Source organism: Mucilaginibacter sp. SG564 (assembly GCF_013149275.1).
Lineage (GTDB): Bacteria > Bacteroidota > Bacteroidia > Sphingobacteriales > Sphingobacteriaceae > Mucilaginibacter.
The window spans coordinates 1-24,984 of sequence record NZ_JABGNA010000024.1; the positions used below are offsets into that span (position 1 = coordinate 1).

The following is a 24,984-nucleotide window of genomic DNA, read 5'->3' on the forward strand; positions in this document are numbered from 1 at the left end:
TTTAATGAGCTTTAGCTTAAATTCTGTCTTATGCTTCTTGTATCTAATCATAAAAATGCCCCCAATAAGTGTCTAACTTTTTGGGGGCAGTGTAATTGGGTGCCTCTTTTGTTTGAATGAGTATACTAAAATTTTGTCATCCTGAGAGTAGCGAAGGATCTGTTATAGAACCATGCATATCGGTTAATAGATGCTTCACTGCGTTCAGCATGACAAACTTTTTGAGGTTGTGGTTTTAAATCTACTTGCGCTCGTTTGCAACGAGTGCTTATTATGGACTGGCGATTGCATCGCCATAGCGTTTAAAACGCTAACCCGCATTAAGCACTCGTTGCAAACGAGCGCAAGGGGCGATTTTTTATATTCGATAATCATTTTTGTCATCCTGAACGGAGTGAAGGATCTATTTAATATTTGAAAAGTTCAACAGTAGATACTTCGTGCCTCAGTATGACAAGCTTTCTTATTAATTTTTCTCTCCCTGTACCTTAAACCCCGGCTTACTATACCCTTCCGGTACATAACCATCCGGAATCTGGATATGGTTACCATCGCGCAGCGCGAAGTAATTTGGCGACATGATCTCGACCCCGGCTTCATTAAACTTATCCTGTATATTCTGGTGCAGCCGGGAATAGATCACCGCCATTTGATTGGATAGTTCGGTATAAGCGTTGAGCTGATAAGCCACGTTAAAATCATTCAGTCCGGTTTGCAATACAAAGGGTTGATGATCGGTAAGGAGAATCCCTTCTGTAGCTTCGGCCGCGCCGATAAGCAGGTTGTGCACCGTTTGCCAGGGCACATCGTAACCAATGGTTATGGTAGTGTTGAGTATCAGTCCCATGGTTTTTGCTACAGTGCTGTAATTGGTGGTATGCCCGCTTAGTATGGTAGCGTTGGGTATGGTGATATCCTCATTTTTAATGGTACGCAAACGGGTTACCAGCAGGTTTTTCTCCACCACATCGCCGGTTACATCGCCCACTTTAATACGGTCGCCAATTTTATAGGGGCGCATATAGGTGAGCACAATGCCCGATACCATATTGGATATGGCCGATGATGAACCCAGCGAAAACAGGATGCCCAGAAATACGGTAACCCCCTGAAATACTTTCGAGTCCGATCCCGGCAGATAGGGAAATATCACCACAAACATAAACGCGAACAACAGTACCCGGATAATATTATAAGTGGGCATGGCCCATTCAGGGTAAAAACCGTTGATGGTAATGGCGCCCTGCGCAATTTCGTTGGCTATGAATTTCACCAGCTTAACGATGTACCGGGTAACCACATAAATCACCACGATGGTAAGCAGGTTGGGGATGTAATGCACAATGGATAGTACAATACTTTTAAAAGGATCAACAATATAGCTGAGCAGCTGCACCGCGATAGGTTTTGACGCCGGAAAAATAAAAAACAACACCGGCAGCGCCAGGTAAACCAGCAAAATGATGAGTATAAAACGCCCGATGCGCAGCAGGCCGGTAACCAGTGGCAATAAACGTTTGGCGTAGGCAACGGGGGCGCCTTGTGCCGCCAGTTTATCCATCCGGTTTTCCCAGGCTTTTAAAGTTTTGAGTTTTACCCAGCGCGAACCTTTGTTAAGTGCCCATATTAAAACAATAAGCAGCAGTACCACCGCTACCGCTTCCAGGATATTGATAACCACCTGTTTGGTGCTGCTGTTAGTAAAATAATTACCCAGTTTCTTTTTCAAAATGGCCAGGTAACTGGCTGCCAGCTGCGGGCGGTTAAGCTCAGAATAGGTAGCATCCTTATTGTTAATAGCCAGGATAATTTGCGAATTATAGGCGATCACCGAAACCGAGGTGTCGTTTTTTAACGTGAGCGAATCGGCATTAAAATCGATGCGGTTAACCAGTGCCTCTATACGTTTGGTAACCACTTCGGCCCGCTCCGCAGGTTCAAACAAGCCCTGGCCAGTATAAAATGTAAATAGCGTATCGCGGTTGATGATAACGGGGTAACCTTTGGCATCAGGCACCTTTTGGGCCCGGGCAGTAAAGGCTGCAAATAAAAATACGATGAACAGGTAATAACTTTTAGGCATAACAGGCAGATTTTCTGTTAAATCTAAAAATTATATTTCAATTCTTTTTAGCCTTCCTGTACCAGGTCGGTGCCATTCTCGCCCGATAAATCATTGAACAGATCATTCAGTATCGATTCAATAGTTAATGAATTTACATCATCTACATAATGTTCAGACCGGGTTATCCATAGCTCGGTGCCATTTATGGTGAGGTTGAACAGGAAACCTTCGTATACTTTAGGTCCGTTTATTTCGATGGAGCCGTTTTTTTGTTCGACAGTAAAATCAATATCGCTTTGCCTGCGTTCATGAAAAAGCGGGTTAAGTTTTTGCAGCAACAGGTCGTGCAGCTCCTGTATTTTGATGGGTTTATGTAGGGTGATGATCTTCATGGCAATAGATTTATATTTAAAGTACAAGTCGGCATCGCTTATTGTTTGTTGTAATATTAAAGCGATATTTAAAGCGCGGGAGACGACTTACCCTGGCGTTGCTTCGCTCGCCATCCCTCTCTTCGCCTGCGGCGGAAAGAAGGAATTTGAAAAATGATAAAAAACGCGTCATTGCGAGCGCAGCGTGGCAATCCCCGATGGGCAGAGCCGCTCTGTAAGCAGGGGATTGCCACGTCGTTCCTCCTCGCAATGACGGGTGGGGAAACTTCGCCGCAGGCGGGGTGAGTCGTTTCGGCGTTAATAAAAACGAATAAAAATACACACCATGAATTACAAATTACTGGGCCGTTCGGGCCTTAAAGTTTCAGAATTATGTTTGGGCACCATGGGGTTTGGCACCGAAGCCGGCTGGGGTGCTGATAAAGACACCAGCTTTGCCATTATGGATGCCTACGCCAATGCCGGCGGCAACTTTTTGGATACAGCCAATATTTACAAACTGGGCACCAGCGAAAAGATCATTGGTGATTATATGAGCCATCACGACCGCGATTACTTTGTGCTGGCTACCAAGTATACGCTTAAAGATAATACCACCAACCCCAATGCATCGGGCAATAGCCGTAAAAACATGATGCGCAGCGTAGAGGAAAGCCTGAAGCGACTGAAAACCGATTTTATTGATGTGCTTTACCTGCACATCTGGGACGATATTACACCTATAGACGAGGTATTACGCGGCATGGACGACTTGATTAAACAAGGCAAAATAAACTACGCTGCCATCAGCGATACACCGGCCTGGGTGGTAGCCAAAGGCAATACCCTGGCCGAACTGATGGGCTGGAGTCAGTTTATCGCTTTACAGGTAGAGTACAGCCTGCTGGCCCGCACCGCCGAGCGCGAACTGATACCGATGGCCAAACATTTTGGCATGACGGTTACGCCATGGGCACCTTTAGCCGGTGGCGCGTTGACAGGCAAATACCTGCGGGGCGACAAGGGCCGCATCAAGCCCGAAAGCAAACGTTTGAATAGTCGTGCCGAAGCCATAACCAAAGTGGTGGTAGAAATTGCTCAGGAGCTGGGCGTATCAGAAAGCCATGTGGCGCTCAACTGGACCCGTCAGCAAGGTTTTTCCTGCATCCCGATAGTAGGTGCCACCAAGGTTGATCAACTACTGGATAACCTGAAAACGGTAGAGGTTGCCCTAAACGATGACCAATTAAAAAGACTGAACGATGCCAGCGCCATAGAACTCGGTTTCCCCGGCGACTTTTTTAAGGAGGAAGGCGTAAGGGCAAATACTTTCGGCGGATTTTATGATAAGGTAGAGAAGAGGTAAAGAGCAGGCTGTAGACGACGCACCCCATTTGCGCTACGCTGGACGGCCCTCTCTTCGCCTGCGGCGGAAAGAGGGTGAGGAAAACATCCAATTGTCATGCTGAGGAACGAAGCATCTATTGTTGAACTTTTCATAGGCAGAATAGATCCTTCGCTCCGCTCAGGATGACAATTGATTTAGGTGCTTTAATATTCACCCAAAAATTTGGTGTATTTATATAAATCTAAACAGCCCGGCTTCGTCCCAAGATACCCGGGCTGTTTGGTTTAAGACAAAGCAGTCCAAAAACAGCTGTTGGGTATGTGGTTATTTGACCATTAATTTTGAAAACTTTTTAAAGTTTTCAAAACGGGTAAAAACAGAGCTAAAATTTGTTAAAATCGATATTTTCCGATCGTTTTTGAAACGTTTTTAGCCTGTTTTCGACACGTAATTTGTTAAAATTTAAGGTTTAAAAAGTTTTTTGGCGATGAATATTAATCAAAGCGTTTCAAATATTCTTTGTTGATAAGCTCACCATATAGGATACCACTTTTTTTATCGAGACTGAACCAGGGGTCGCTATTTTCCTGGAGTACCTGGATATTCTGGGCAGGCATAAAACTTTGTGCCAGCAGGAATTTTTTATGGTGGCGGGCATCTTCGGCCACGTTCAGCACAATAAAACAATGCCCCGGCGAACCACCCCTGATAAATACATCACCGGTTTTAAGCTCATTGGGATCGCTTACTTTTTTAAGTTCTTTTTGTAATGACAAAGTACCTGCATAGCTGAAAACCAGGTTCATATAACGCAGGAAGTTGGGGTAGCTGTAGTCCATTTTGGCTTTCAAAGCCCAGTGCTCGTTGCTGTAGCGATAACCCTCGGCATAGTGCACAAAATCGCATTTGAAACCGCTGGTGAAGTTAAAGGTGATGGCCTTATAGTTCTTTTGCTGATAAAGATATTCGCTGCGCAGGCGCATTACGGCATCAGCACATTGCTGCAGGTCCTGTGTACCTACGCTCATATCTACAATGGCTGCGGTATACAGGTTGGTGCGGGCAATATCGCCTTTATAAGTACGCGCGGGTGTACCTGTCGGTTTAAGTGCAAGCGCCTGTAGCCAGGCTCCAAAACTACCCGGCGATACAATTACTTGTTGAAAACCTGCAGGGGCTTTAAAACGGCTTGAAACATGATCTGGTTTGGCTATACCTATAAAAAATAAACTCAGCAGCAGGATGAAAGCTTTCATATGGTTTTGGCTTTTTTCAATTGTAAATAAGGGTTATAGGGTACAAGTAGATCATCCACTAAATGAAACGCCGAAAAATGCAGGTGTGTGGGTGACCGTTTTTTGTAGGCATTATAACCTGTACGACCCACCTCGGCAATCTTTTGACCCTGTTTTACCTCGTCGCCGGGTTTTACAAAAATGACCTGGTTATGAGCGTAATAGGTAAAAATGTTTTGTGCCGGATGATATACCCAGATGAATTTGCCACCACGGAGGTTGCTTGATGGTGCCCATTCGTTAATGCAGGCTATTACAATGCCATCGCCCACCGCCAATACATCAACCGGTTGATGGGTGCGATCATCGAGGCAGTCCTGGTTACGATCGTTTATAAAAATATCATGGGCAGGGTGTGCCGCGTGTTTATTGCCATCCAGGTAGTGATAGCCCTTGTCGGAGTATCCGTTGCCGTTGGTTCCGCCTATGGCATTGCTTTTATAGCCTTTGAGTGGGAACGTCCAGCCAGATGATGATGATTTATCAGCGACTTTTTTAAGTTGCTCTATTAATGGTTTGAATTGGGCGGCTGCATCCTGTCTTTTTATAGAGCCGTTTAAAATAGCCGTATTTAAAGTGTTGATATTATTGCAGATGGTTTTGACATCCTGTGCTTTTGATGCGACAGAGATACATAAAACACTAAACAGCAGGATGAGATTCTTCATAATTTATAACCCATTAATTTTACGGAAATTGTAAACGCCCTGAGAATTATTCGCTCAACAATTACTTTTACAAACGTATTTCCAATACCGGCAAACAATATCGTGTTTTAATTTATTATAATAGTTTAAACAGAAACCTTAACATGTATTCATTATCCTTAGAAGCTACCATCGTCATTTTTATTATAGGGGGCATCCTTTTACTCATCCTGTTGCTTGGTCTGATATTTTCTGTTGTGATCCTTGCGAGGCAGAGGAGAAGTCGTGGCCTGGAGATCACCGCGTGGATATTTAACTCCCTGTGGTTTATTTTGGATATGATCCTGGTAGGAGCGGGGGTTTTCAGAAAGGCAGATTATCCGAATTTTTTTATTTTTCCAATATTATTAACCTATTTTTTATTGTGCCAATACCGGGCAAATATCAGTTTGGGGCAAAGTCTCAAAGTATGGTATATGGCTAAAACCAGTATTATTCTCATCGCGTTTTATCAGCTTAATTCTCAGATCACCAATTTAATATACGGGCGATTTTATGAAACGCTGCAAAAAATGCATTTGCTGATGCTGATACCTATAGTTAACCTGGTAATTGCATTGCTGATAAGTTCTATTGCCGCGTTTAAGTACCTGAAAAGAACAGGGCAACCATTGATCAATACCGAGGTACTGAAAAATACAGCCATTTTCCTCATCTGCGTATATATAAGTGCTGATATAGCAGGAAGGATAATAGGCTTTATTGATATCTGGGGATTAGGGGATATCAGGGATATGTATATCACTAAAATATATTTTAATGCCAGGAGTATTTTGATGACCATAGGATACACTTTAATATGTACCCTGTTAGGCACTTTAATAGCGGGTTATAGTTACCTCAGTGCTGCAAAAAAAGATAAAGCGGAGTTACCTGTCTGATCTTAGCCTTCTATTTTAATATCGTATTTGCCCAACAGGCCCGGCAGTCCGTGTAAAGAGAATTGCGCCTTTTTGATCATATTATCATCCGGGTCGATCATAAAATTATAAGAGCTGCGCAGATCGGCCCCTTTTAATATGGTACGACTAAAAAATGCCCTGTTCAGGTTGCAATTAATCAATTTGGCATCGGTAAGGTCGCATTCGGTCAAATCGGTTTCCACCATGGAGCATTCGTTGAATTTTGCTTTTTTGTTTTTCTTTTGGTAAAAAACGGCATTATCCAGGATGCAATGCTCAAAATGAGCCTCGAATAAAAAATCGCGGGCTTTGCTAAAATTTACACCGCTTAACTTGCAATGTTTAAAGGTAATATTTTGAAAACCGGTGTTGCTTACATCAACTAACGACAGGTTGCAATCCTGAAATGTACAATCGATAAAAACCATACTGTATAGATTGGCATAGGAAAGATCACAGTTGATAAACCTGCAATTTTCATATGTACGGTCGCGACCGGTAAGCTGGTCGGCAGGTATTTTGGTAAAAATTTTATCTTCCTGATGGTTGGCTTGCATAGGGCAAATTTAAGTTTCTTATGCCACGTTTAATCATTTTGCATTCGTTTTAAAAATGGGAATTCTTTTCATGAAACCAGATATTAATTATTATATATAATAATTATATTTGATATATATGCTTGATTTTTAACCACTAAAAAAACATTCTTATGAAAAAATTACAACTAAAAGCTTTAGAGCTTGGTGCAACGGGTGCGCTTTCAAGAAACCAAATGGGAAAAATTATGGGTGCCGGACCTGGAATTGGCCATTTGCCGGTATGCGATGGATGTTGCCCAACCCGTCCTTGCGTGTTTCCTGCGGGCATGCTGTGCCCTGCGGTAGTATGCCCGCAAACTGCATAATAGTATTACCAAAAGTTTTAAAAGCCCGGTAACACCGGGCTTACTATTAATAAGGCAGTAAGTGAATTAAAGTAAAGTTATTTAAGCAGATGCTGAACTGTAGACCAATGAGGGTCCTGTTCTATCTTATACGCGAAACCGCGGGTTATACCTTTCTTATTAACCTGTGATTGAAGATAGTTAGCTGCTTTTTTAGGATCGTCAAGATAAATATAGATGTCCAAAAAGCTGTCGTTATATAAATGACCTATATAATGTGCTGTAGCAAGTTTTTTTATTTCGGCAAGAAGCTGATCCTCGAATTTATTGGCTATATCTGATTCTGCCTTGATGGGCAAGCCATTTTTACTGACGTTTTTTAGCTCCAACGCTATATTGATAGTTAGACACCAGGGGTATTGAGCTTTTTTATCATAATTTTTGTATGCCATGTTTACCGATCCCACAACAGGTTTACCGTTTTGAAGTTTTGCTTCAACAACAGAGAATTTTTCGGGTGGAAATTGGGCGTTTTTATTTTGTGCTTTGCTATTGGTACCGATCAGTAGTACAAATAAGATTGTCAGAATGAGATAAGGTACGGATTTCATGTTTCTAAGATAGGATTAGGATAGCAGGATAAAAATAGGTTTTTGAAATTTTAAGCTCAGTCCTACATATTCCTCCGGTACTGTCCTCCAACCTCATACAAAGCGTGGCTGATCTGTCCGAGTGAGCAATATTTGCAGGCCTCCATCAGGCTTTCAAAAATATTGTCGCCGGCAATGGCAGCATGCTGCAAGGCTTTAAGCAGTTCCGGAATGCGGTCCTGGTTACGCTGCTGAAAGGAGTGCAGGGCTTCTATCTGATATTGCTTTTCATCCTCAGTCGCACGGATCACTTCGGCAGGTACTATAGTAGGCGATCCTTTTTTGTTCAGAAAAGTATTAACCCCAATGATGGGATATTCGCCGTTGTGTTTCAGGGTTTCATAATACAATGATTCTTCCTGGATCTTGCCGCGCTGGTACATGGTTTCCATAGCGCCTAACACGCCACCACGTTCATTAATGGCCTTAAATTCGGTCAACACAGCTTGTTCCACCAGATCGGTAAGTTCCTCTATGATGAAAGCGCCTTGAATAGGATTTTCATTTTTAGCCAGGCCGAGTTCCCGGTTGATGATGAGTTGTATAGCCATGGCCCGCCTAACTGATTCTTCGGTAGGGGTAGTAACGGCCTCGTCATAAGCGTTGGTATGCAGCGAGTTGCAGTTATCATAAATGGCATAAAGTGCCTGTAACGTAGTGCGGATATCATTAAAATCGATCTCCTGGGCATGCAATGACCGTCCGCTGGTTTGGATGTGGTATTTAAGCTTTTGCGAACGATCGTTCCCCTTGTATTTATTTTTAATGGCCTTTGCCCAGATGCGCCTGGCCACACGACCGATCACCGAATATTCCGGATCGATACCATTACTGAAAAAGAACGACAGGTTGGGCGCGAAATCATCAATATGCATACCCCGGCTCAGGTAATATTCTACGTAAGTGAATCCATTAGACAGGGTGAAGGCCAATTGCGTAATAGGATTGGCCCCGGCTTCGGCAATATGATAGCCCGATATAGACACCGAGTAAAAGTTGCGCACTTTTTCCCTGATAAAATACTGCTGCATATCGCCCATCATGCGCAGGGCAAATTCTGTTGAGAAAATACAGGTATTCTGCGCCTGGTCCTCCTTTAATATATCGGCCTGTACCGTACCACGAACGGTAGAAATAGCGTAGGCTTTTATTTTTTCATAAACATCGGCAGGCAGCACCTGGTCGCCGGTAAGGCCCAGCAGCAGGAGGCCGAGGCCATTATTGCCGGGAGGTAAAAGAGCCTCACCTCTGGAGAGGGTTGGGGTGAGGGTTTTATATCCCGGTCTTTCCAACCCCTTATCATCATACAGCTCTTTAAATTTGGCTTCTACCAGATGTTCTAAACCATGTTCTTTGATATATTTTTCGCATTGCTGGTCAATGGCGGCGTTCATAAAAAAGCCGAGCAGCATGGGGGCCGGTCCGTTGATGGTCATGGATACTGAGGTAGATGCCGCGCAAAGATCAAAGCCTGAGTACAGTTTTTTGGCATCATCCAATGTGGCAATGCTTACGCCAGAGTTGCCTATTTTGCCATAAATATCTGGCCGGGTATGCGGGTCTTCGCCATACAGGGTAACGGAATCAAAAGCGGTAGATAAGCGGTGTGCTGGCTGACCAAGCGATACATAATGAAAGCGCTTATTGGTACGTTCGGGGCCGCCCTCGCCTGCAAACATGCGGGTAGGGTCCTCGCCCTCGCGTTTCAGCGGGAATACACCTGCCGCGTATGGGAATTCGCCGGGTACATTTTCGGTTAGCAGCCACCGTAATACATCGCCCCAAGCCTCATAACGGGGCAAAGCGATCTTGGGGATTTGCAATTGCGACAATGATGTATAGTATAAAGGTTGCTTAATCTCCTTATCGCGCACTTTATAGATGAAGTTTTCGGCCTTGTATTTTTTAACCGTTTCGGGCCATTCTTTAAGCAGTCGTTTACATTCGGGATGAAGCTGAGCTTCCAAATGAGCAAACACCTCGCCTAAACCCTCTCCAAAGGAGGAAACTTTGCCCTGTTGGTTTTTGTCCTTACTCCTTGTTCCTTGCTCCAATGTCTGACCGAGCTCGATCACCCCCTTTACCTGGAATAACTGTTGGGCAACCTTGCATTGTTCATTTACCCAATCGTCATAAGCTTTGCTGCTTTCGGCAATTTCGGCCAGATATCGGTTACGATCGGGCGGGATGATGTAAATTTTTTCTGACTCTTCCGCACCCGGCACTGGCAACCCGCTCCCCGCACCTGAAAGCAGGTCAACCCCGGTTTTAGCCTTGATCGTTTTCATCACCGCGGCAAACAGGGTATTCATCCCCGGATCATTAAACTGCGAAGCCATGGTGCCATATACAGGCAGGTCATCATCCTTGGCATTAAATAGTTGGTGGTTTCGTTTATACTGCTTTCGTACATCGCGGATGGCATCCAGGGCGCCGCGTTTATCATATTTGTTAAGGGCCACCAGGTCGGCAAAATCCAGCATGTCTATCTTTTCCAATTGGGTGGCTGCACCAAATTCCGGGGTCATCACATAGAGGGACACATCGCAGTAATCGGTGATCATGGTGTCCGACTGGCCAATGCCCGAGGTTTCTACAATGATCAGATCAAAACCTGCCGCTTTGCAAATGTCAATGCTCTCCTGCACATGTTTGGATAAGGCCAGGTTAGCCTGGCGTGTAGCGAGTGAACGCATGTATACCCGTGGATTATTGATCGCATTCATGCGGATACGATCGCCCAGGAGTGCCCCACCGGTTTTTCGTTTGGAGGGATCCACCGAAATAATAGCCAGCGTTTTATCCGTAGCCATCAAAAAACGACGCACAATTTCATCTACTAACGACGATTTACCCGAACCACCGGTGCCGGTGATGCCAAGAACAGGTGACGGGTTGCGGGTTGCCTGTTGCCCATAACTCGCAACACGATCCTCGTAATCGGCGGCGTGTTTTCCGTTCTCCGCCATACTGATCAGCCTGGCAATAGCGCCGGGATCTTTTTCGGGCAGCTGGTCCATTTCGCCGTTGAGGTGGGTAACCGTTGGGAAATCGCATTGCTGCAGCATATCATTGATCATGCCCTGTAAACCCATGGTACGGCCATCATCAGGCGAGTAGATACGACTGATGCCATAAGCCTGCAGTTCTTCGATCTCCTGCGGCAGGAACACCCCGCCGCCACCGCCAAATATTTTGATATGACCCGCGCCGCGTTCGGCCAGCAGATCATGCATATATTTAAAATATTCCAGGTGACCGCCCTGGTAACTGGTAAGCGCTATGCCCTGTACATCCTCCTGTATGGCACAGTTCACCACCTCGTCAACCGATCGGTTATGGCCCAGATGTATCACCTCGGCACCGCTGCTTTGCAGTATACGGCGCATGATGTTGATAGTGGCATCATGCCCGTCAAACAACGAAGCCGCTGTTACAAAACGGATCTTGTACCGGGATTGATATGGAGCTGTGTTTTCCATGAAAATAGATAATTGGTCAACACAAATTTAGCAATTGTTTTGAAGTGAATGCTATGCATGCATAATAAATTCAGGCTTTGGCCCAAGCAGGTTGCTCAGTATTTAAAGCATAATCGTTATCTTGCATGAACGTTACATTTTACCTATATGTATTTTACCAGTTTGCCAGATCATACCAAACCGGATTTTGATGAGCAGTTGCATTTCAGCAAGTTCAAAAAACATAATATCGTTTTTAACGCGCTGAGCAGTTATTGCCATTGTGATAATCATGTGGGTTGTCTGTCTTTCAAAACAGTACTCAGTAGCGAGGAATGGTATGGTATCAGTAACCGAAAGGTAGCCATAAGGCCCGGGCAATTCCTGATACTGAACGACGATCAAAATTATTCCTGCCATATTGATACTCATGAAAGCGTAAGGTGCCTGTCGGTCTTTTTTAAGAAGGAATTTGCGTCGTCGGTATTTTATGATGCGCTGCATGGAACCGAAATATCATTGGATGATCCTTTTAACCATGATAAAAATACACTTGAGTTTTTCCAGAACCTAAGTCATATCGACCTTGAATTACAGGTGCAATTGTTTGGCTTGATAAGCGAATTAGAATCCGAAGGTTACAATAATACACTGATGGACGAACGCCTGGTATTTTTGCTGCGACATCTCATCCAAACCCATAAAGCCGAGGCAAAACATGCCGGGAAGGTAAATGCCCTTAAAGCAAGTACGCAAAAAGAAGTGTACAAGCGCTTATGCATTGCCAAGGACGTGCTGCATTCTTCGTACATGGATAATCCAGATCTGGATATGTTAAGCAGTGCTGCCTGCCTGTCGGTATCGCAACTGGTAATGCAATTTAAAGCAGTTTTTCAGATAACACCCCATCAATACCTCATCCGGCTAAAGCTTGAGCGTGCCGCCGAACTATTACGGTTGACCAATAAACCCGTACACGAAATAACCTGGTTATGCGGATTTGAAAATGTGAGCGCCTTTTGCCGTGCGTTTAAATCGGCACATGGTGTACAGCCGCTGAGCTTAAGAAAATGCGCTTAGAAATTGAGCATTTCTGCACACATCCCCTCCCAATGAAATTATAATATTAAACCGGTATTGGTCATTTTATAAAAACAAACAAATTCAGGGACAGTGAAGAAAGCCATCCTATTCGTCATTTTTGTGCTATTTATTGGTCATGCCTATGGGCAGGGTCAGGTAATTCCCTTGTATGGGAAAGATATCCCCAACTCCAGAAAAGCGCCTGCAAGCTTCATGGAACAAAGGGATAGCTCAGGCCTGATCAGCAATGTGACGGACCCCAACCTCACTGGTTATTTTCCGGAGAAAAACAGGGCAACTGGTGTAGCGGTGATCATTTGTCCGGGCGGCGGCTACTCTGTTTTGGCAATTGATGAATGTGTGAAGGTTGCGAGGGAGTTTAACAAAATAGGTGTCGCCGCCTTTGTATTAAAATACCGTTTGCCCAATGATACTATTATGGTGGATAAAAGCATTGGTCCGCTGCAGGATGCGCAAAAGGCCATCATGACCGTACGCCAAAGAGCGGCAGAATGGGGTATCGATCCACATAAAATAGGTTTCATGGGTATTTCGGCGGGTGGGCACCTGGCTTCCACGGCAGGGACACATTTCGATAAACCCGTAATTGAAAATAAAGGAAAAATAAACCTGCGTCCCGATTTTATGCTGCTGATATACCCGGTTATCGTGTTCGACCTGAGCATAGCCAGCGGTACCCGCGAAACCCTGATTGGCAAAGACGCGCCTGCCGCCACATTAAACTTTTTTAGCAACGATAAGCATGTTGCCAGCAATACGCCACCAACATTCCTGGTACACGCTGCAGATGACGATGTGGTACCGATAAAAAACAGCCTGCTATTTTATAATGCCCTGCTGAATGCCAAAGTACCCGGCGAAATGCACATTTTTCAGGCCGGTGGTCACGGGTTTGGGTTAGATAACCCCAAAAGCAAAAATAAATGGTTCGACTGGTGCCGTAACTGGTTGGATGAAAATGGGTTTTTGAAGGGATTATAAGTTGTGTGTTTTTAGTATTCCTTTGCTATCATCTAAACGTTTCTTCCAATTGACATCAAATTTATCGCCTTTCATAACTTTTAAATGATCTGGGGGGATTGAGACAAGAGCCTTAAACGGACCGGTTCCCCGTTCCATGTAATAAATTTCACTTTCATCTTTAAATTGCCTACTGAAAAGTAAATCAACAACAGTAATATTAGGTGTTGAATAATAAATACTACAGTCTACCCACTTAGGAGTTTTACCATTCTGATAAAATAGATTTATAACCTCTTCAAATGAAATTTGTTTACCCTGAAGTTTGTTCCAAACTTTTAAATACATATTCTCGACATCACTCAAATGATCACTGTCGGTCCGTTCGCTTGGTTCTAAAGTAAAAGCATAATTATCGGATAGCTCATTGAAGCAATTCTGCGAGGTCCAATCCTTTAGATGCGTTAGTAAAAGTTTAAAATGTGCTATAAATGTTTGTTTGTCCATTGCCCTGTTAGTGTTGATATTATTCCGCTTACTGATAACCGACTTTCAATCCCCATAAGCAATTAATCCACTTTGATTTTCTCCGACGATACCAAGTAATGAGAGCAGCTGTTTTACATCAGTGTCGGTTTGTAATTGTTTTTGCTGAATAGTTTCACACATTTGTTTGATTAAAGCGGTATTCCATCTGAAATCCGAATAATAATCAAAGCGATCTGCTATGATTTTTTTGTTTTTTAATCTGTTAAATGTTTGATCATCCAGCTCCCCAATAAATTGAAGGTCTTTTTGTTCTGGATAATTGGGCTTCGCCTGATGATCATCTATTAAATAAAAGTCTAACATCTTTGTCTTTTAAGCTTATTGATTGGCAATCTAATATAAAGTTTACGCTGCACAAAATAAAGTAAAACCCTGTTGACATAGGGCTGTCAGTAGCTGGTTTTAACTTTGGTTATTAATAAATCAATAACCAACAAAATGGCTGCAAAACATACATTAACAACACTCGCCACCAGCTGCTTTATAGCGGATGACATGGCAGCGTCGAAATGTTATGCGGAACTGCTGGGTATTGATGCTTACTTCACATCCCAGCCAGCCGGGGGCTATATAGAATTTTGCATCAGTGATGATGGTGAGGAGGATACATCTGTTTATAATCTGTACCAGGCAGCATAATAACAGGTATTTATTACCTGATAATATGCGTAAAGCAACTTTTTTCAGTCAAAGATCAATAAACTACGCTGCTAAAGCGGTGTTGCCGTTTGCTTTTTTAGCTTTGGTTATTATTAACCTTAAAACACATTAAATGACTGCAACACAAACATTAAGGGGGCTTGCTACCACCTGTTTTTTTGCCGACGACCTGACCGCCGCGAAAAAATGGTATGCCGAACTCCTGGGCATCGACGCCTATTTTGCTTTCCCGCCCACGGGTAATCCTGCTTACATCGAGTTCCGCATCGGCGATTACGAGCATGAGCTGGGTTTTATCGACCGTAAATACGCACCCAAAGCGGCAGCTGCAACTGGTGCCGGCGGAGCCATCGCGTTTTGGCACGTTGATGATATCGAGGCTGTATTTAAAAAACTGATAGCTATGGGTGCTAAGGAATATGAACCCATCACCAAACGGGGAGACATTGGCTTTATAACAGCCTCGGTTATTGACCCATTTGGCAATGTGTTGGGTATCATGTACAACCCGCATTACCTGGAAATACTGGGTGCCGCTGAAACAGCATAACCCAATGGCAAAGGAATTAAACACAATTTTGCCCGAAAGCCGGCAGCAATGGCGGGAGTGGCTGGATAAAAATTGCCAGAGTAGCGAAACTATATGGGTAATATGCTCCAAAAAAAACGCCGGTGGTAAGGGCATCAATCATGATGAGGCGGTTGAAGAAGCGCTTTGTTATGGTTGGATCGACAGCCTGGCCCGGTCACTTAATGAAGAAAGCTACCTGCAATCCTTCACCAAACGCAAACCTAAAAGTGTGTGGAGCAAGATCAATAAAGAGAAAGCCGAAAGGTTTATCAAAGAAGGACTGATGGCTAAAGCCGGATTGGATAGTATCGAGATTGCAAAAGGCAACGGCTATTGGTCGATTTTAGATGAAGTGGAGGAGTTAATCATTCCGCCCGATCTGGAAAAGGAGTTTGATAAGAAGCCTGTAGCTAAAGTATACTTTTTAGGATTGAGCCGATCCGATAAAAAACGGATCCTGCAATGGCTGGTACTGGCCAGGCGCCCGGAAACAAGGCAGCTACGGCTTCTGCAGGTTGTGGAATCTGCAGCTCAAAATCAAAAGCCCAAACAGCTAAGCTGAGCAAACAAAAAGGGTCGCAGGCAATGCACCTGTGACCCTTTTATATTTATAGTAAAATATTAATCGCAAACGGCAACGGGAATAGACTCCGGTTCCACTATTTCTTCTTCCGCTGCTTTTTCAATTACTTTATGTTTCGCGTTTTCTTTAATAAAGCTTAAACCAAAGGACAGTAACAATAGGGGAATCGTCATCCAGATCACCTGGTGGATGCCATAATGGGCAATAACAAAGCCTCCTAATAATGTGCCCAAGGTAATACCGGCATTGAAAAAAGATGGCAGCAGGCTATTGATAAAATCAAGAGCGGTACCGTGTATACCATCGATAACCAGCAAGTTGGCCACCAAAAACCCCCCGGTATGTACCAAACCCCATACCGATAAAATGATCACCATCGGGATAAATAAGCCGCCAAACTGGTAGGCAAGCGCATGCATCACCACCAATGCCAATAAAAATAAGCGACTGGTTACCATGATGTTTTTGCTCAGCGCTATACCGGTAAGCCAGTTGCCAATAATACCTGTACCACCAAACACCAGCAGCATTACACTGATCTGCACGCCATTCATGTGCGAAACTTTATCCAGGTATTCGGCCAGGTAACCATAGGTAGCAAACATACCGGCCAGTATAATGGTAGCGGTTAGCAGCTTTACCCATATGTGTAACCGGCCCAATAACTGTACCTGGCTTTTCGGACTTGCCTCAGCCTCGTTAACCGGCATAGATGGCACAAACAGGGCCAGGGCACCAAAAGCCAACAGATTGATCACTGCTGATAGAACGAATGATGCCCGCCAGCTAAACAAATCGGCTATATAAGTAGTTAATGGTACGCCCAATACGGTAGCTACACTCAAACCAGCCATCACTATAGCGATGGCTTTTGGCGCGTCTTTTGGTCCGGCTTGTTTAGAAGCGGCGGTCATAGATACCGCCCAGAATACCGGGTGTAAAAACGCAGGTAAAATACGCGCTATCATCAGAACCATAAAGTTTGGAGCTATTGCCGAAAGTAGGTTGGATATTACAAAGATCCCTAAAACCAGGCACATGATGGTTTTGCGGTTCATTTTTGCGGTAAGCATATTGGTGAAGGGGCCTGCCAGGGCAACAGTTAAGGCAAAAGCGCTTAACAACCAGCCCGCTGTATCAATAGAGATATGAAACTCCTTCACCAGCATCGGCAGTATTCCGATAACCCCAAATTCGGTAGTGATAATGCCGAATGCCCCAAGGGCCATGATATAGATAGATTTTTTCATAGATTTTAGTATTTAAATATTCAAATATTTCGATATATTAGGTCAAAATTAAACCCCGTTTTTTTGCAGGGGGATCTAATCTTTCAGTTTGTTTAAACAGGCTATATAGTCGTCAAGTACTTCCAGGTTCAGGACATATTTGAGGTTGCGGCCCTCTTTTTGGGGCAGTAATAACTCGGCATCAACCAACTGTTTGAGGTGATGAGATACGGAAGGTTGTGTAAGGTCCAACAAGTCATTTACCTCGGCGCAATACAGGCAGTCCTTCTTTTTTTTAAATTCTTGTAAAATAGCTATCCGGTTGATGTCGCTCAATGCACGGGATATTTTCTCTATTTTTTTATTGTCCATTATTTCCGGTCGATCATATTAATCTATGATCATTGTACGATGCAAAGATAAATTAAATATTAATATATAGAAATGTTTCTATGTATTAATTATGTCATTTAAGTAATACTAAACAAATTACGGTTAACCATATTTGGTGGGTATTTTGGTTTAATAAATTGATTTTCAGTTATATAAATAAATGTTAACCCTAAAAAGTGTAAACCATGTAAACCCACTTTTGTAAACAAAATGCTAAGAAACCATTTTTAATTCCCTCCCCACGGGAGGGGGCGCATAGGGGCTAGTGCAATGGGAGGGAGGGGTTTCTACGCGCGATGATTATCCCGTTCCATAAACCCCTTCCTCCCCTTCCCGAGAGAAGGAATCGCACAAGGCTCTGGCTCTTTTGATGGCTGTCATGCTACCCGGTCGAAGCATGGTGGGTAAGCCCCTATGTTCTCCCCTTCGACGGCGCTCAGGGTGACATCCTCGTTTTAGCTAACTTATTTAACCAATGGCAGCAGGTCGCGCAGTTTGCTATTGGTGAGGTAGGCGCCTACCCAAACCAGTATGCCAAATATGATGGAGAAATAAAGCGGGAAGCCAACACGCATCATGGTAGCGGTAGCGCCACCCAGATAAGCGGTAAGTAAAACTGATCCTAATACTTTGGTTTTAGGGATAATGTACAGCACTGTGCAGATCAATAAAATAATGCCCAGGGGCTGTACGGCGGTTTCGGGCCAGCCTAATTGTTTTGTACCACTTAACGAATGGCTTTCACGTACGATTTTACCGATAGCGTCAAATAGCAGGAATAATATACAAAGTACACTGATAACGGTACCGGTAATAAATGATGCTTTACTGTTTTTAGTTGCAGGTTGTGATTGTGTAGTTTCCATGACTGATTGTTTTTTTTAGTAAAGGTAGGGGGGATTTAAACCCGGCGTGATGCCTGTAAATGACATTTACAGGGGTAAATTGCGACAAACCATTACCTCTACCTATACTATCATTCGGGAACAAAGGCTACCAGGTCAATCTCAATCAAAAAGTCGGGATTGGCAAAGCCGACCACTATCAATACGGTTATTACCGGCGGATTTGCCAGGTTATTCAGAAACTTTTGCGATGCCTGGAAAGCCCCCACCGGGTTTTGCCCCTGCGCGATGTGTATAGATAATTTGACCACATTTTCAAAGCTGGCCCCACTCGCGTCAAGGGCGATGAGGATGTTTTGCATTACCTGCTCGGTTTGGGCCTGAAGATTGCCTTTGCCTATAATTTCACGGGCAGCGTTCACCGCGTTTTGTCCGCCTATATAAATTGTTTTCCCGTTTCCCTGCGTAGTGATCACTTGCGAAAAAGCAGGGTTTTTCATCAGGCCATCGGGGTTAAGATGTTGCACTGTTCCATTCATAATTTTATTGGTTAAGGTTTGTGATATAAATAAATTACTTCTGTTTTAAATTTTCATGACCTTTTGTATGGTTGGCAATTGATCAAAGGTTTCATTTACTGTTTGAAATATATCAATTTTGCCGCTGGTTATCAGATCGAAATCAAGCGTGAACGGATCTACCTTGAAATCCTTCTTTTTAATAAGCTCCAGCCATGCCGCCGGAATAGCAAAGTCGTCACGTAGGATATAATCCATCAGGAAATTGTTAAATATAATTTCGCCATCCGTATAATATGCCAGGCCCATATGAAATTGCTGTTGATAAGGATTGTATCTTTTTAAGGTGGTGGCTACAATATCTTTACAGTTGCTTACATAGCTTATCAAAAGTGTTCTTAGCTCCGGCGTATAAATATCAGTCTGCTGAAATTCCTTGATAGATGGATAGATGGTTTTGCCCAGGTCATCCTCTGTTATTTCTTCCTTAAAAAACGGTATGCAGCGTAAATTCCAGGTTTGGTAAAGCATTTTTGGATAAGATTATTAAGGCAGCCAGTTATCATTAATTTTTTCGCCGGCAATATTATCCAGTTTGCCGTTTACAAAATCTACATCAAGGTAAGGCGCCCAAAACAGGGGATATGCAAATCGTAAGCTTATACTTTTGCCGGATTCCACCCTGATGAGGGCAAGCGATTTAATACAGTTATTATGTTTCTCAATGGTTTCTATAACGATAAACTCATCAAAAACTTCGGGTAACTGTGGTAGCAGCCATTCCCTGTAAAATCGGAAAAAAACGTGTTGCAGCAATTCCAGGTTTATATCAATACGTTCAATAAATTTGGTGTAGGTATCTGCAAATTCACTAAGTATGGTCTCGTCAAGTTTAATTCCACTGGGTTTATAAAACTGCCCCGGGTTTAAGCGGCGTTCTTCATCTGTTAAAAATACCTGGTGGTTACCTAAAAGGACATTGACTTTACCAGGCCCGAAAAAGGGGTGATGAAATGATATGTCAGATGTATCGCCACCTGCATCAGATTTTACTGTCCCCCAGAAGGGGTGCGAAACTTGGGCCATATTTTATAGGTAGATGCTGAATTTAAAGTTGAGCATTTATTTAGCAACAAGCAAATTCATCATATCCTGCCCTCCTGTCATTTCAGAACCTCACAACAGAACTCCTGCGCCTTAAAAAAATCTGTATCTTTGCCGCAAATGCAGGTAACAGAGTCAACAACAGGAGTATGGGAAAAGGGCTATAACAATTATGGCCCGTGGCTGCGCGATAAATATAAAGGGCAGCGGGTGTTTAAGGTAATTGTCGACGGTGGTTTTACCTGCCCCAATCGTGATGGCTCCAAGGGCTATGGCGGTTGTACTTATTGTAATGTAGATTCCTTTACGCCATCGGTAAGCCGTAACGCGCCCACTGTTCGCCAGCAGGTAATAGAAGGTATGGAACGTGCCCGTAAAGGCAATAAGGCCGATAAATTCATTATCTACTTTCAACCCAATACCAATACTTACGCCCCGGCACATTATTTAAAAATGATGTATGATGAGGCCTTGAGCTATGGTACCGAAGATATTGTAGGATTGAGTGTAGGCACCCGCCCGGATTGTATCGACATGGAAAAGGTAGCTTTGCTCGAAAGCTATGCCGACCGTTTTGATGTGGATCTGGAGATGGGTATGGAGTCTATTTATAATGATACCCTGTCGCAGATCAATCGTGGCTGCAGCCATGAAGAACTGGTAAAAGCTTTGAAGCTGGTTGAGAACAGCAAACTGGATATTTGCGTGCACACCATATTTGGTTTCCCCTGGGAAACGCATGATATGATGCTGAAATACGCCGATGAGATCAACCGTTTTCCGCAAATTAAATTCGTAAAATTCCATCACCTGCACATTGTGGAGGGCTCGGTAATGGGGGTAAAATACAAGCGCGAACCCTTTAAGGTTTTCAGCATTGATGAGTACGCCGATTTCTTGTGCGAGCTGTTACCTCGTGTACGTCCCGATATTGTTATACAACGCCTTTTTGGCCTGAGCGACCGCGAATTGCTGATAGCACCCAACTGGGGCCTCAAAAAATCAGAGATCCAATACTACATTGACCAGCGGATCCTGAGCCGTGGTGTTGTGCAGGGCTCGGCTGTCTGAATCAGAATTTACAGAATTTTAGGATTTTCTGAATAGAATTATATGCCTTGATCCTGTTAATTCTTAAATCCTGTTAATTCTGATTCGGACAATTGGTATCAGATTTGTAAACCTTTAGTTATAAAATAATGGTTTATTAGTTAAATTTATACCTGATTTGTCACAACGAGCGCAATCTAATTACATTCCTGCTTTAACCGGTGTACGGGCAATGGCCGCTTACCTGGTTTTCATATCTCATTTTGCCTATGTTTTTGATGAAAGTTTTCCTCACATTGTGCAACGCTTTTTGGGCGAGTTCCACATTGGTGTAAGCATTTTCTTTGTGCTTTCGGGCTTTCTCATCACGTTCAGGTATTACCAGAAGTTTGATGGTTTAAGTAAGCCCTGGTTTATGCAATACCTCAAAAACAGGGTGGCCCGCATATATCCTATGTATTTTTTACTTACCGTTGCCGCCTTTGTTTACTACTTTATTACTAAGGACGAAGCCATTACCAAAGGATACGAGCACCCTATCGCGCTCATGCTGATGAACATTACGTTTGTGCGCGGGTTCTTTTATCAATTTTGGGATACGGGCATTGCCCAGGGCTGGTCGTTAACGGTGGAGGAGTGTTTTTACTTTTCGGCACCGGTTATATTTTTGATCGCCAAGCGTTTTGGTAAATTCTATATCCAGCCGGTTGTACTAACCTTCACTGGGATTCTGCTGTACTTTATATTCAGTCATATTAACTGGCATGGCTTCTTTGGTAACTTTACCTTTGTGATGCTGTTCACTTTTCTGGGGCGTTGTTTTGAATTTTTTGTGGGGATACAACTGGCCCGCTATGTGCTCAACAAGGGTTTTACCCGTACCAATAAAGTAAACTATACTTATACCGGTTTTCTGCTCATATTTGTGTGCGTATTTATAATGGCACTGCAGCCTATCCCAAAAGGCTGGGCTGCGGGTGTAGAGAGCCCGGTTGGTGTTGTGGTCAACAATTATCTTTTATGTATAGCGGTGGCCCTGTTCTTTTATGGCATACTTACCGAAACCACCTTGTTTAAAAAATTCCTGGCATTGCCATTTATTGAATTGCTGGGCAAAAGCTCCTATATATTTTACCTTATACACCTGGGCTGGATATATAACCTGATGCACGCCTGGTTTGATCATTTAAACGACCAGGTTTTTGAACTGTATGACAAGTGGGGGGTAGCATGGCACTCACCTTTTCAATATGACAGTTTGAACTTGCTGTATGCTTTTATCGTACTAAATATACTGTCTGTAACCTTGTTTAAACTTATTGAGGAGCCATTGAACCACTATATCCGCCGGTCGAATTTTTTGGTCAAGTATAAACCAAGTCATACCAAATCAATTGTTTAAAGAGTCACCTGAACTAAAGATGAAAAAACTGATACTATCCTGCTTATGTACATTGATTTTTATAGGAGCAAATCCCTATAGATCATTTGCGAGCTGGCCCATAGGTAAATACCGGGATATCGTGATCCCTTCTATGTTCCTGTACCATCAAACTGACAGGTTCGATCGAGATGGCCATCGGGTTAAAGGCGAACCGGGCACAGGTTTCACTTCTTATTCGGGTAACTTGTACGTAGGTTATGGTATTTCGCGCCGGCTGGATATTATTGCCAGTGTGCCTTATGTATATACGAAAAACAAACTGGCAGATGGCACTCAGATAACCAATCAGGGCCTGGGCGATTTGTACATGGGATTGAGTTATAACCTGGTTAATTTTAATTATATACGTTATTTATCGGTACAGGTATCTGGTATTGCTCCGCTCTATAACCGTAACCTGGAACTAGGTTTGGGCAGCTACGGCGCCGAGTTGAAGCTGATGTATTGCGGTAATCTGCCCAAATCTATTGCCAGCAAAGGTTATTTCAATACCGAACTGGCTTACCGCAGATATTTTGATGTGCAGGGGCCCGATCAGGTAAGCTTTGGTGCCACGGTGGGTTATCCCATCAGTCATCATGATCAGTTGAGCCTGGAGCTGTTGTTTTTCCGGTCGTTCAGTTCCAATAAAGCTTTCAACCCTAATATCAACAATGCCCGCGATTACGCGTTTTTTAAGCCGTCACTTAATTATGGGCATCAATTTACCCGCAGGTTCTCCACATTTATAGGAGGCTATTATACACCGTTTGGTAAAAATACAGGTGTTGGTTATGGAGGTTCTGTTTTGGCAATTATAAAAATATAAATATAAATATCAGCTATGCGTAACATCAATACATATTTACAATGGACCTTGTTTATGCTGCTGACCGTGATTATCCCGGGAGCTGATGTCCATGCCTTGTGTCTGCAACAAAAAAACGATGAAGGCGAAGTGATACTGGATGCTAAGCCGGCTAACAAAAACGGTTTGTTTAAATCGGGTGAGGAGATTAGCTACAAACTAAGCGTAAAAAACACTTACCATGAAAAGCAGGAAGGAAAATTCTCCTACATCGTTACTTCTGATGATGGTAAAAAGATTTTCGAAAATACATCCGATTTTTCTGTAGGAGCGGGGAGCTCTAAGAGTATGAGTGTAAAAGTTGATCCTAAAGCCGCGGGGTTTTATCATATCAACTTTATGTTTAACCTGTCGGCTTATGATGATACCGTACGCAAGGTTTTTGGCGTGAACCCGGAAGCTATTACCTCACAGCTGCATAAACCTGATGATTTTGATGAGTTCTGGCAGGAAAGTCGCCGGCAATTATCAAAAGTATCGCCGCAGTACAAGGTAATATTCCGGCCGGATCTGTCAACCAAATACAAAAAAGTATACTCGGTAGAGATGAAATCGTATGATAATCTCCTTATCCGCGGCTGGATGGTAGTACCTACCGATGGCAGCAAATTCCCGGTGCATTACCGTGTGCCAGGTTACGTAGTGGAGCTGAAACCCAATATGGACAACGACGACTACATCGCGTTTGATATCAACGTTAGGGGCAATGGCAATAGTAAAGATGTGGTGCATATCAACACCGATAATTATAGCACCACCAACATACAGGATAAAGACAAATACATTTATCGCGGAGTTTATATGGATTGCCTCCGTGGGCTCGACTTTTTGTACTCTCATGCCAATTTGGGTATCGATACCTCCAAAATATTTGTAGAAGGTGGCAGCCAGGGCGGGGCACTGGCTGTAGTTACCGCTGGATTGGATAAAAGAGTTAAGGTGCTCACCATGCAGGTGCCTTTGTATGCCGACATCCGCGATAATTATAGTATCTCGGCGTCTTACAAAGAACAGGTAGTACCGTTTAAAATGTTCAGGCAATACAAAAACCAGCACCCTGAATTTACCTGGGAGCAGTTTTACGCCACGTTTGATTATTATGATCCGCAAAATTTCGCGCCTATGGTTAAATGCCCGGTATTGATGGGGATAGGTTTGCTGGATCAGTTTTGCCCGCCACGCTGTAGTATGGCCTTGTTTAATCATTTGGGCAGCACCAATAAAGAATTTGTGTGTGTACCAAATTCCACACATGAGGTAGATTTTAACTATTTCATGTTTCAAAACCTTTGGGTTCGTGAAAAATTCCGCATACCCTGATTACGGCACGGTATTAGACTACCGTATAACGTGTAAGGATTTGAGGGAGTTATTTATAGCAATAAAAATAACATGGCATTTGCGAGGAACGAGGCAATCTCCTGAAGATGGGAATGATGCGACTA

The 24,984-nt window shown here is 43.4% G+C and carries 27 protein-coding genes; 12 read left to right on the forward strand and 15 right to left on the reverse strand.

What is annotated here, in order from left to right:
• Positions 1-466 precede the first annotated feature (466 nt).
• Together FHW89_RS28000 and FHW89_RS28005 are read right to left on the reverse strand one after the other, a co-directional pair.
• Positions 467-2,083 carry a mechanosensitive ion channel family protein gene (locus tag FHW89_RS28000; RefSeq protein ID WP_172338351.1) on the reverse strand — a complete coding sequence of 539 codons (1,617 nt, stop codon included), beginning with the start codon at positions 2,081-2,083 and terminating at the stop codon, positions 467-469.
• Between the two features lie 47 nt (positions 2,084-2,130).
• Complete coding sequence (locus FHW89_RS28005; RefSeq protein WP_172338352.1) at positions 2,131-2,457, reverse strand: hypothetical protein; 327 nt, start codon at positions 2,455-2,457, stop codon at positions 2,131-2,133.
• Positions 2,458-2,782: 325 nt separating this feature from the next.
• On the opposite strand from FHW89_RS28005, the gene FHW89_RS28010 reads away from it, so the two are divergent.
• Positions 2,783-3,802: an aldo/keto reductase gene (locus FHW89_RS28010; RefSeq protein ID WP_172338353.1), complete on the forward strand. Its 1,020-nt coding sequence runs from the start codon at positions 2,783-2,785 to the stop codon at positions 3,800-3,802.
• 476 nt (positions 3,803-4,278) lie between these two features.
• On the opposite strand, the gene FHW89_RS28015 is transcribed toward FHW89_RS28010, so the two are convergent.
• Both FHW89_RS28015 and FHW89_RS28020 read right to left on the reverse strand, forming a co-directional pair.
• Positions 4,279-5,040, reverse strand: coding sequence for a DUF4846 domain-containing protein (locus FHW89_RS28015; RefSeq protein WP_172338354.1), 762 nt, complete (start codon positions 5,038-5,040; stop codon positions 4,279-4,281).
• Positions 5,037-5,747, reverse strand: coding sequence for a M23 family metallopeptidase (locus FHW89_RS28020; protein ID WP_172338355.1), 711 nt, complete (start codon positions 5,745-5,747; stop codon positions 5,037-5,039). Before FHW89_RS28020 ends, FHW89_RS28015 begins: the two co-directional genes overlap by 4 nt.
• A gap of 143 nt (positions 5,748-5,890) precedes the next feature.
• Here FHW89_RS28020 and FHW89_RS28025 point away from each other — a divergent pair, with 143 nt between their 5' ends.
• Positions 5,891-6,667 carry a hypothetical protein gene (locus FHW89_RS28025; protein ID WP_172338356.1) on the forward strand — a complete coding sequence of 259 codons (777 nt, stop codon included), beginning with the start codon at positions 5,891-5,893 and terminating at the stop codon, positions 6,665-6,667.
• A gap of 2 nt (positions 6,668-6,669) precedes the next feature.
• Here FHW89_RS28025 and FHW89_RS28030 read toward each other — a convergent pair whose 3' ends face one another.
• A complete protein-coding gene (locus tag FHW89_RS28030; protein ID WP_172338357.1) occupies positions 6,670-7,245 on the reverse strand; it encodes a pentapeptide repeat-containing protein in 576 nt (191 codons plus the stop codon).
• Positions 7,246-7,397: 152 nt separating this feature from the next.
• Here FHW89_RS28030 and FHW89_RS28035 point away from each other — a divergent pair, with 152 nt between their 5' ends.
• Complete coding sequence (locus FHW89_RS28035) at positions 7,398-7,592, forward strand: hypothetical protein (RefSeq protein ID WP_172338358.1); 195 nt, start codon at positions 7,398-7,400, stop codon at positions 7,590-7,592.
• Positions 7,593-7,669: 77 nt separating this feature from the next.
• Here the strand turns inward: FHW89_RS28035 and FHW89_RS28040 are convergent, their stop codons facing one another.
• Both FHW89_RS28040 and FHW89_RS28045 read right to left on the reverse strand, forming a co-directional pair.
• Positions 7,670-8,182, reverse strand: a complete 513-nt coding sequence (locus FHW89_RS28040) for a DUF695 domain-containing protein (RefSeq protein ID WP_172338359.1) — start codon at positions 8,180-8,182, stop codon at positions 7,670-7,672.
• A gap of 62 nt (positions 8,183-8,244) precedes the next feature.
• Complete coding sequence (locus tag FHW89_RS28045) at positions 8,245-11,703, reverse strand: methylmalonyl-CoA mutase family protein (RefSeq protein ID WP_172338360.1); 3,459 nt, start codon at positions 11,701-11,703, stop codon at positions 8,245-8,247.
• 147 nt (positions 11,704-11,850) lie between these two features.
• Between FHW89_RS28045 and FHW89_RS28050 the strand changes: the two genes are divergently transcribed.
• Positions 11,851-12,762: a helix-turn-helix transcriptional regulator gene (locus FHW89_RS28050; protein WP_172338361.1), complete on the forward strand. Its 912-nt coding sequence runs from the start codon at positions 11,851-11,853 to the stop codon at positions 12,760-12,762.
• 93 nt (positions 12,763-12,855) lie between these two features.
• Complete coding sequence (locus FHW89_RS28055; protein ID WP_371742500.1) at positions 12,856-13,767, forward strand: alpha/beta hydrolase; 912 nt, start codon at positions 12,856-12,858, stop codon at positions 13,765-13,767.
• Here FHW89_RS28055 and FHW89_RS28060 read toward each other — a convergent pair.
• Both FHW89_RS28060 and FHW89_RS28065 read right to left on the reverse strand, forming a co-directional pair.
• The gene (locus FHW89_RS28060; RefSeq protein ID WP_172338362.1) at positions 13,762-14,253 is read right to left on the reverse strand and encodes a hypothetical protein; all 492 of its coding nucleotides are present in this window, start codon (positions 14,251-14,253) and stop codon (positions 13,762-13,764) included. The two genes, FHW89_RS28055 and FHW89_RS28060, sit on opposite strands and share 6 nt — an antisense overlap.
• Positions 14,254-14,298: 45 nt before the next feature.
• Positions 14,299-14,598, reverse strand: coding sequence for a hypothetical protein (locus FHW89_RS28065; RefSeq protein ID WP_172338363.1), 300 nt, complete (start codon positions 14,596-14,598; stop codon positions 14,299-14,301).
• A gap of 135 nt (positions 14,599-14,733) precedes the next feature.
• Between FHW89_RS28065 and FHW89_RS28070 the strand changes: the two genes are divergently transcribed.
• From FHW89_RS28070 to FHW89_RS28080, 3 genes are all read left to right on the forward strand, one after another.
• Complete coding sequence (locus tag FHW89_RS28070) at positions 14,734-14,934, forward strand: hypothetical protein (RefSeq protein ID WP_172338364.1); 201 nt, start codon at positions 14,734-14,736, stop codon at positions 14,932-14,934.
• 133 nt (positions 14,935-15,067) lie between these two features.
• On the forward strand, positions 15,068-15,505 hold the full coding sequence (locus FHW89_RS28075) for a VOC family protein (protein ID WP_172338365.1): 438 nt from the start codon (positions 15,068-15,070) through the stop codon (positions 15,503-15,505).
• 4 nt (positions 15,506-15,509) lie between these two features.
• Entirely contained in the window at positions 15,510-16,088 is a 579-nt protein-coding gene (locus FHW89_RS28080; RefSeq protein WP_172338366.1) for a YdeI family protein, read from the forward strand.
• A 59-nt stretch (positions 16,089-16,147) separates the two neighbouring features.
• On the opposite strand, the gene FHW89_RS28085 is transcribed toward FHW89_RS28080, so the two are convergent.
• From FHW89_RS28085 to FHW89_RS28110, 6 genes are all read right to left on the reverse strand, one after another.
• A complete protein-coding gene (locus tag FHW89_RS28085) occupies positions 16,148-17,359 on the reverse strand; it encodes an MFS transporter (protein WP_172338367.1) in 1,212 nt (403 codons plus the stop codon).
• Between the two features lie 75 nt (positions 17,360-17,434).
• Positions 17,435-17,710, reverse strand: coding sequence for a helix-turn-helix transcriptional regulator (locus FHW89_RS28090; protein WP_172338368.1), 276 nt, complete (start codon positions 17,708-17,710; stop codon positions 17,435-17,437).
• 485 nt (positions 17,711-18,195) lie between these two features.
• Positions 18,196-18,597 (reverse strand): DoxX family protein, encoded by a 402-nt coding sequence (locus FHW89_RS28095; RefSeq protein ID WP_172338369.1) that lies wholly within the window; start codon positions 18,595-18,597, stop codon positions 18,196-18,198.
• A 110-nt stretch (positions 18,598-18,707) separates the two neighbouring features.
• On the reverse strand, positions 18,708-19,115 hold the full coding sequence (locus FHW89_RS28100; protein ID WP_172338370.1) for a RidA family protein: 408 nt from the start codon (positions 19,113-19,115) through the stop codon (positions 18,708-18,710).
• Positions 19,116-19,160: 45 nt separating this feature from the next.
• Positions 19,161-19,625 (reverse strand): hypothetical protein, encoded by a 465-nt coding sequence (locus FHW89_RS28105; protein WP_172338371.1) that lies wholly within the window; start codon positions 19,623-19,625, stop codon positions 19,161-19,163.
• A gap of 15 nt (positions 19,626-19,640) precedes the next feature.
• A complete protein-coding gene (locus FHW89_RS28110; protein ID WP_172338372.1) occupies positions 19,641-20,180 on the reverse strand; it encodes a hypothetical protein in 540 nt (179 codons plus the stop codon).
• A 138-nt stretch (positions 20,181-20,318) separates the two neighbouring features.
• Between FHW89_RS28110 and FHW89_RS28115 the strand changes: the two genes are divergently transcribed.
• The 4 genes from FHW89_RS28115 (at position 20,319) to FHW89_RS28130 (ending at position 24,859) form a co-directional block, all read left to right on the forward strand.
• Positions 20,319-21,269: a TIGR01212 family radical SAM protein gene (locus FHW89_RS28115; RefSeq protein WP_172338373.1), complete on the forward strand. Its 951-nt coding sequence runs from the start codon at positions 20,319-20,321 to the stop codon at positions 21,267-21,269.
• A gap of 157 nt (positions 21,270-21,426) precedes the next feature.
• Positions 21,427-22,650 carry an acyltransferase gene (locus FHW89_RS28120; protein WP_172338374.1) on the forward strand — a complete coding sequence of 408 codons (1,224 nt, stop codon included), beginning with the start codon at positions 21,427-21,429 and terminating at the stop codon, positions 22,648-22,650.
• 19 nt (positions 22,651-22,669) lie between these two features.
• A complete protein-coding gene (locus FHW89_RS28125) occupies positions 22,670-23,500 on the forward strand; it encodes a hypothetical protein (protein ID WP_172338375.1) in 831 nt (276 codons plus the stop codon).
• A gap of 15 nt (positions 23,501-23,515) precedes the next feature.
• Positions 23,516-24,859: an acetylxylan esterase gene (locus FHW89_RS28130; RefSeq protein WP_172338376.1), complete on the forward strand. Its 1,344-nt coding sequence runs from the start codon at positions 23,516-23,518 to the stop codon at positions 24,857-24,859.
• Positions 24,860-24,984 lie beyond the last annotated feature (125 nt).

Excerpts from the sequence above, each read along its gene's own strand:
- FHW89_RS28000 (WP_172338351.1), bottom strand. The coding sequence starts at position 2,083 with ATGCCTAAAAGTTATTACCTGTTCATCGTATTTTTATTTGCAGCCTTT.
- FHW89_RS28005 (WP_172338352.1), bottom strand. The coding sequence starts at position 2,457 with ATGAAGATCATCACCCTACATAAACCCATCAAAATACAGGAGCTGCAC.
- FHW89_RS28010 (WP_172338353.1), top strand. The coding sequence starts at position 2,783 with ATGAATTACAAATTACTGGGCCGTTCGGGCCTTAAAGTTTCAGAATTA.
- FHW89_RS28015 (WP_172338354.1), bottom strand. The coding sequence starts at position 5,040 with ATGAAAGCTTTCATCCTGCTGCTGAGTTTATTTTTTATAGGTATAGCC.
- FHW89_RS28020 (WP_172338355.1), bottom strand. The coding sequence starts at position 5,747 with ATGAAGAATCTCATCCTGCTGTTTAGTGTTTTATGTATCTCTGTCGCA.
- FHW89_RS28025 (WP_172338356.1), top strand. The coding sequence starts at position 5,891 with ATGTATTCATTATCCTTAGAAGCTACCATCGTCATTTTTATTATAGGG.
- FHW89_RS28030 (WP_172338357.1), bottom strand. The coding sequence starts at position 7,245 with ATGCAAGCCAACCATCAGGAAGATAAAATTTTTACCAAAATACCTGCC.
- FHW89_RS28035 (WP_172338358.1), top strand. The coding sequence starts at position 7,398 with ATGAAAAAATTACAACTAAAAGCTTTAGAGCTTGGTGCAACGGGTGCG.
- FHW89_RS28040 (WP_172338359.1), bottom strand. The coding sequence starts at position 8,182 with ATGAAATCCGTACCTTATCTCATTCTGACAATCTTATTTGTACTACTG.
- FHW89_RS28045 (WP_172338360.1), bottom strand. The coding sequence starts at position 11,703 with ATGGAAAACACAGCTCCATATCAATCCCGGTACAAGATCCGTTTTGTA.
- FHW89_RS28050 (WP_172338361.1), top strand. The coding sequence starts at position 11,851 with ATGTATTTTACCAGTTTGCCAGATCATACCAAACCGGATTTTGATGAG.
- FHW89_RS28060 (WP_172338362.1), bottom strand. The coding sequence starts at position 14,253 with ATGGACAAACAAACATTTATAGCACATTTTAAACTTTTACTAACGCAT.
- FHW89_RS28065 (WP_172338363.1), bottom strand. The coding sequence starts at position 14,598 with ATGTTAGACTTTTATTTAATAGATGATCATCAGGCGAAGCCCAATTAT.
- FHW89_RS28070 (WP_172338364.1), top strand. The coding sequence starts at position 14,734 with ATGGCTGCAAAACATACATTAACAACACTCGCCACCAGCTGCTTTATA.
- FHW89_RS28075 (WP_172338365.1), top strand. The coding sequence starts at position 15,068 with ATGACTGCAACACAAACATTAAGGGGGCTTGCTACCACCTGTTTTTTT.
- FHW89_RS28080 (WP_172338366.1), top strand. The coding sequence starts at position 15,510 with ATGGCAAAGGAATTAAACACAATTTTGCCCGAAAGCCGGCAGCAATGG.
- FHW89_RS28085 (WP_172338367.1), bottom strand. The coding sequence starts at position 17,359 with ATGAAAAAATCTATCTATATCATGGCCCTTGGGGCATTCGGCATTATC.
- FHW89_RS28090 (WP_172338368.1), bottom strand. The coding sequence starts at position 17,710 with ATGGACAATAAAAAAATAGAGAAAATATCCCGTGCATTGAGCGACATC.
- FHW89_RS28095 (WP_172338369.1), bottom strand. The coding sequence starts at position 18,597 with ATGGAAACTACACAATCACAACCTGCAACTAAAAACAGTAAAGCATCA.
- FHW89_RS28100 (WP_172338370.1), bottom strand. The coding sequence starts at position 19,115 with ATGAATGGAACAGTGCAACATCTTAACCCCGATGGCCTGATGAAAAAC.
- FHW89_RS28105 (WP_172338371.1), bottom strand. The coding sequence starts at position 19,625 with ATGCTTTACCAAACCTGGAATTTACGCTGCATACCGTTTTTTAAGGAA.
- FHW89_RS28110 (WP_172338372.1), bottom strand. The coding sequence starts at position 20,180 with ATGGCCCAAGTTTCGCACCCCTTCTGGGGGACAGTAAAATCTGATGCA.
- FHW89_RS28115 (WP_172338373.1), top strand. The coding sequence starts at position 20,319 with ATGCAGGTAACAGAGTCAACAACAGGAGTATGGGAAAAGGGCTATAAC.
- FHW89_RS28125 (WP_172338375.1), top strand. The coding sequence starts at position 22,670 with ATGAAAAAACTGATACTATCCTGCTTATGTACATTGATTTTTATAGGA.
- FHW89_RS28130 (WP_172338376.1), top strand. The coding sequence starts at position 23,516 with ATGCGTAACATCAATACATATTTACAATGGACCTTGTTTATGCTGCTG.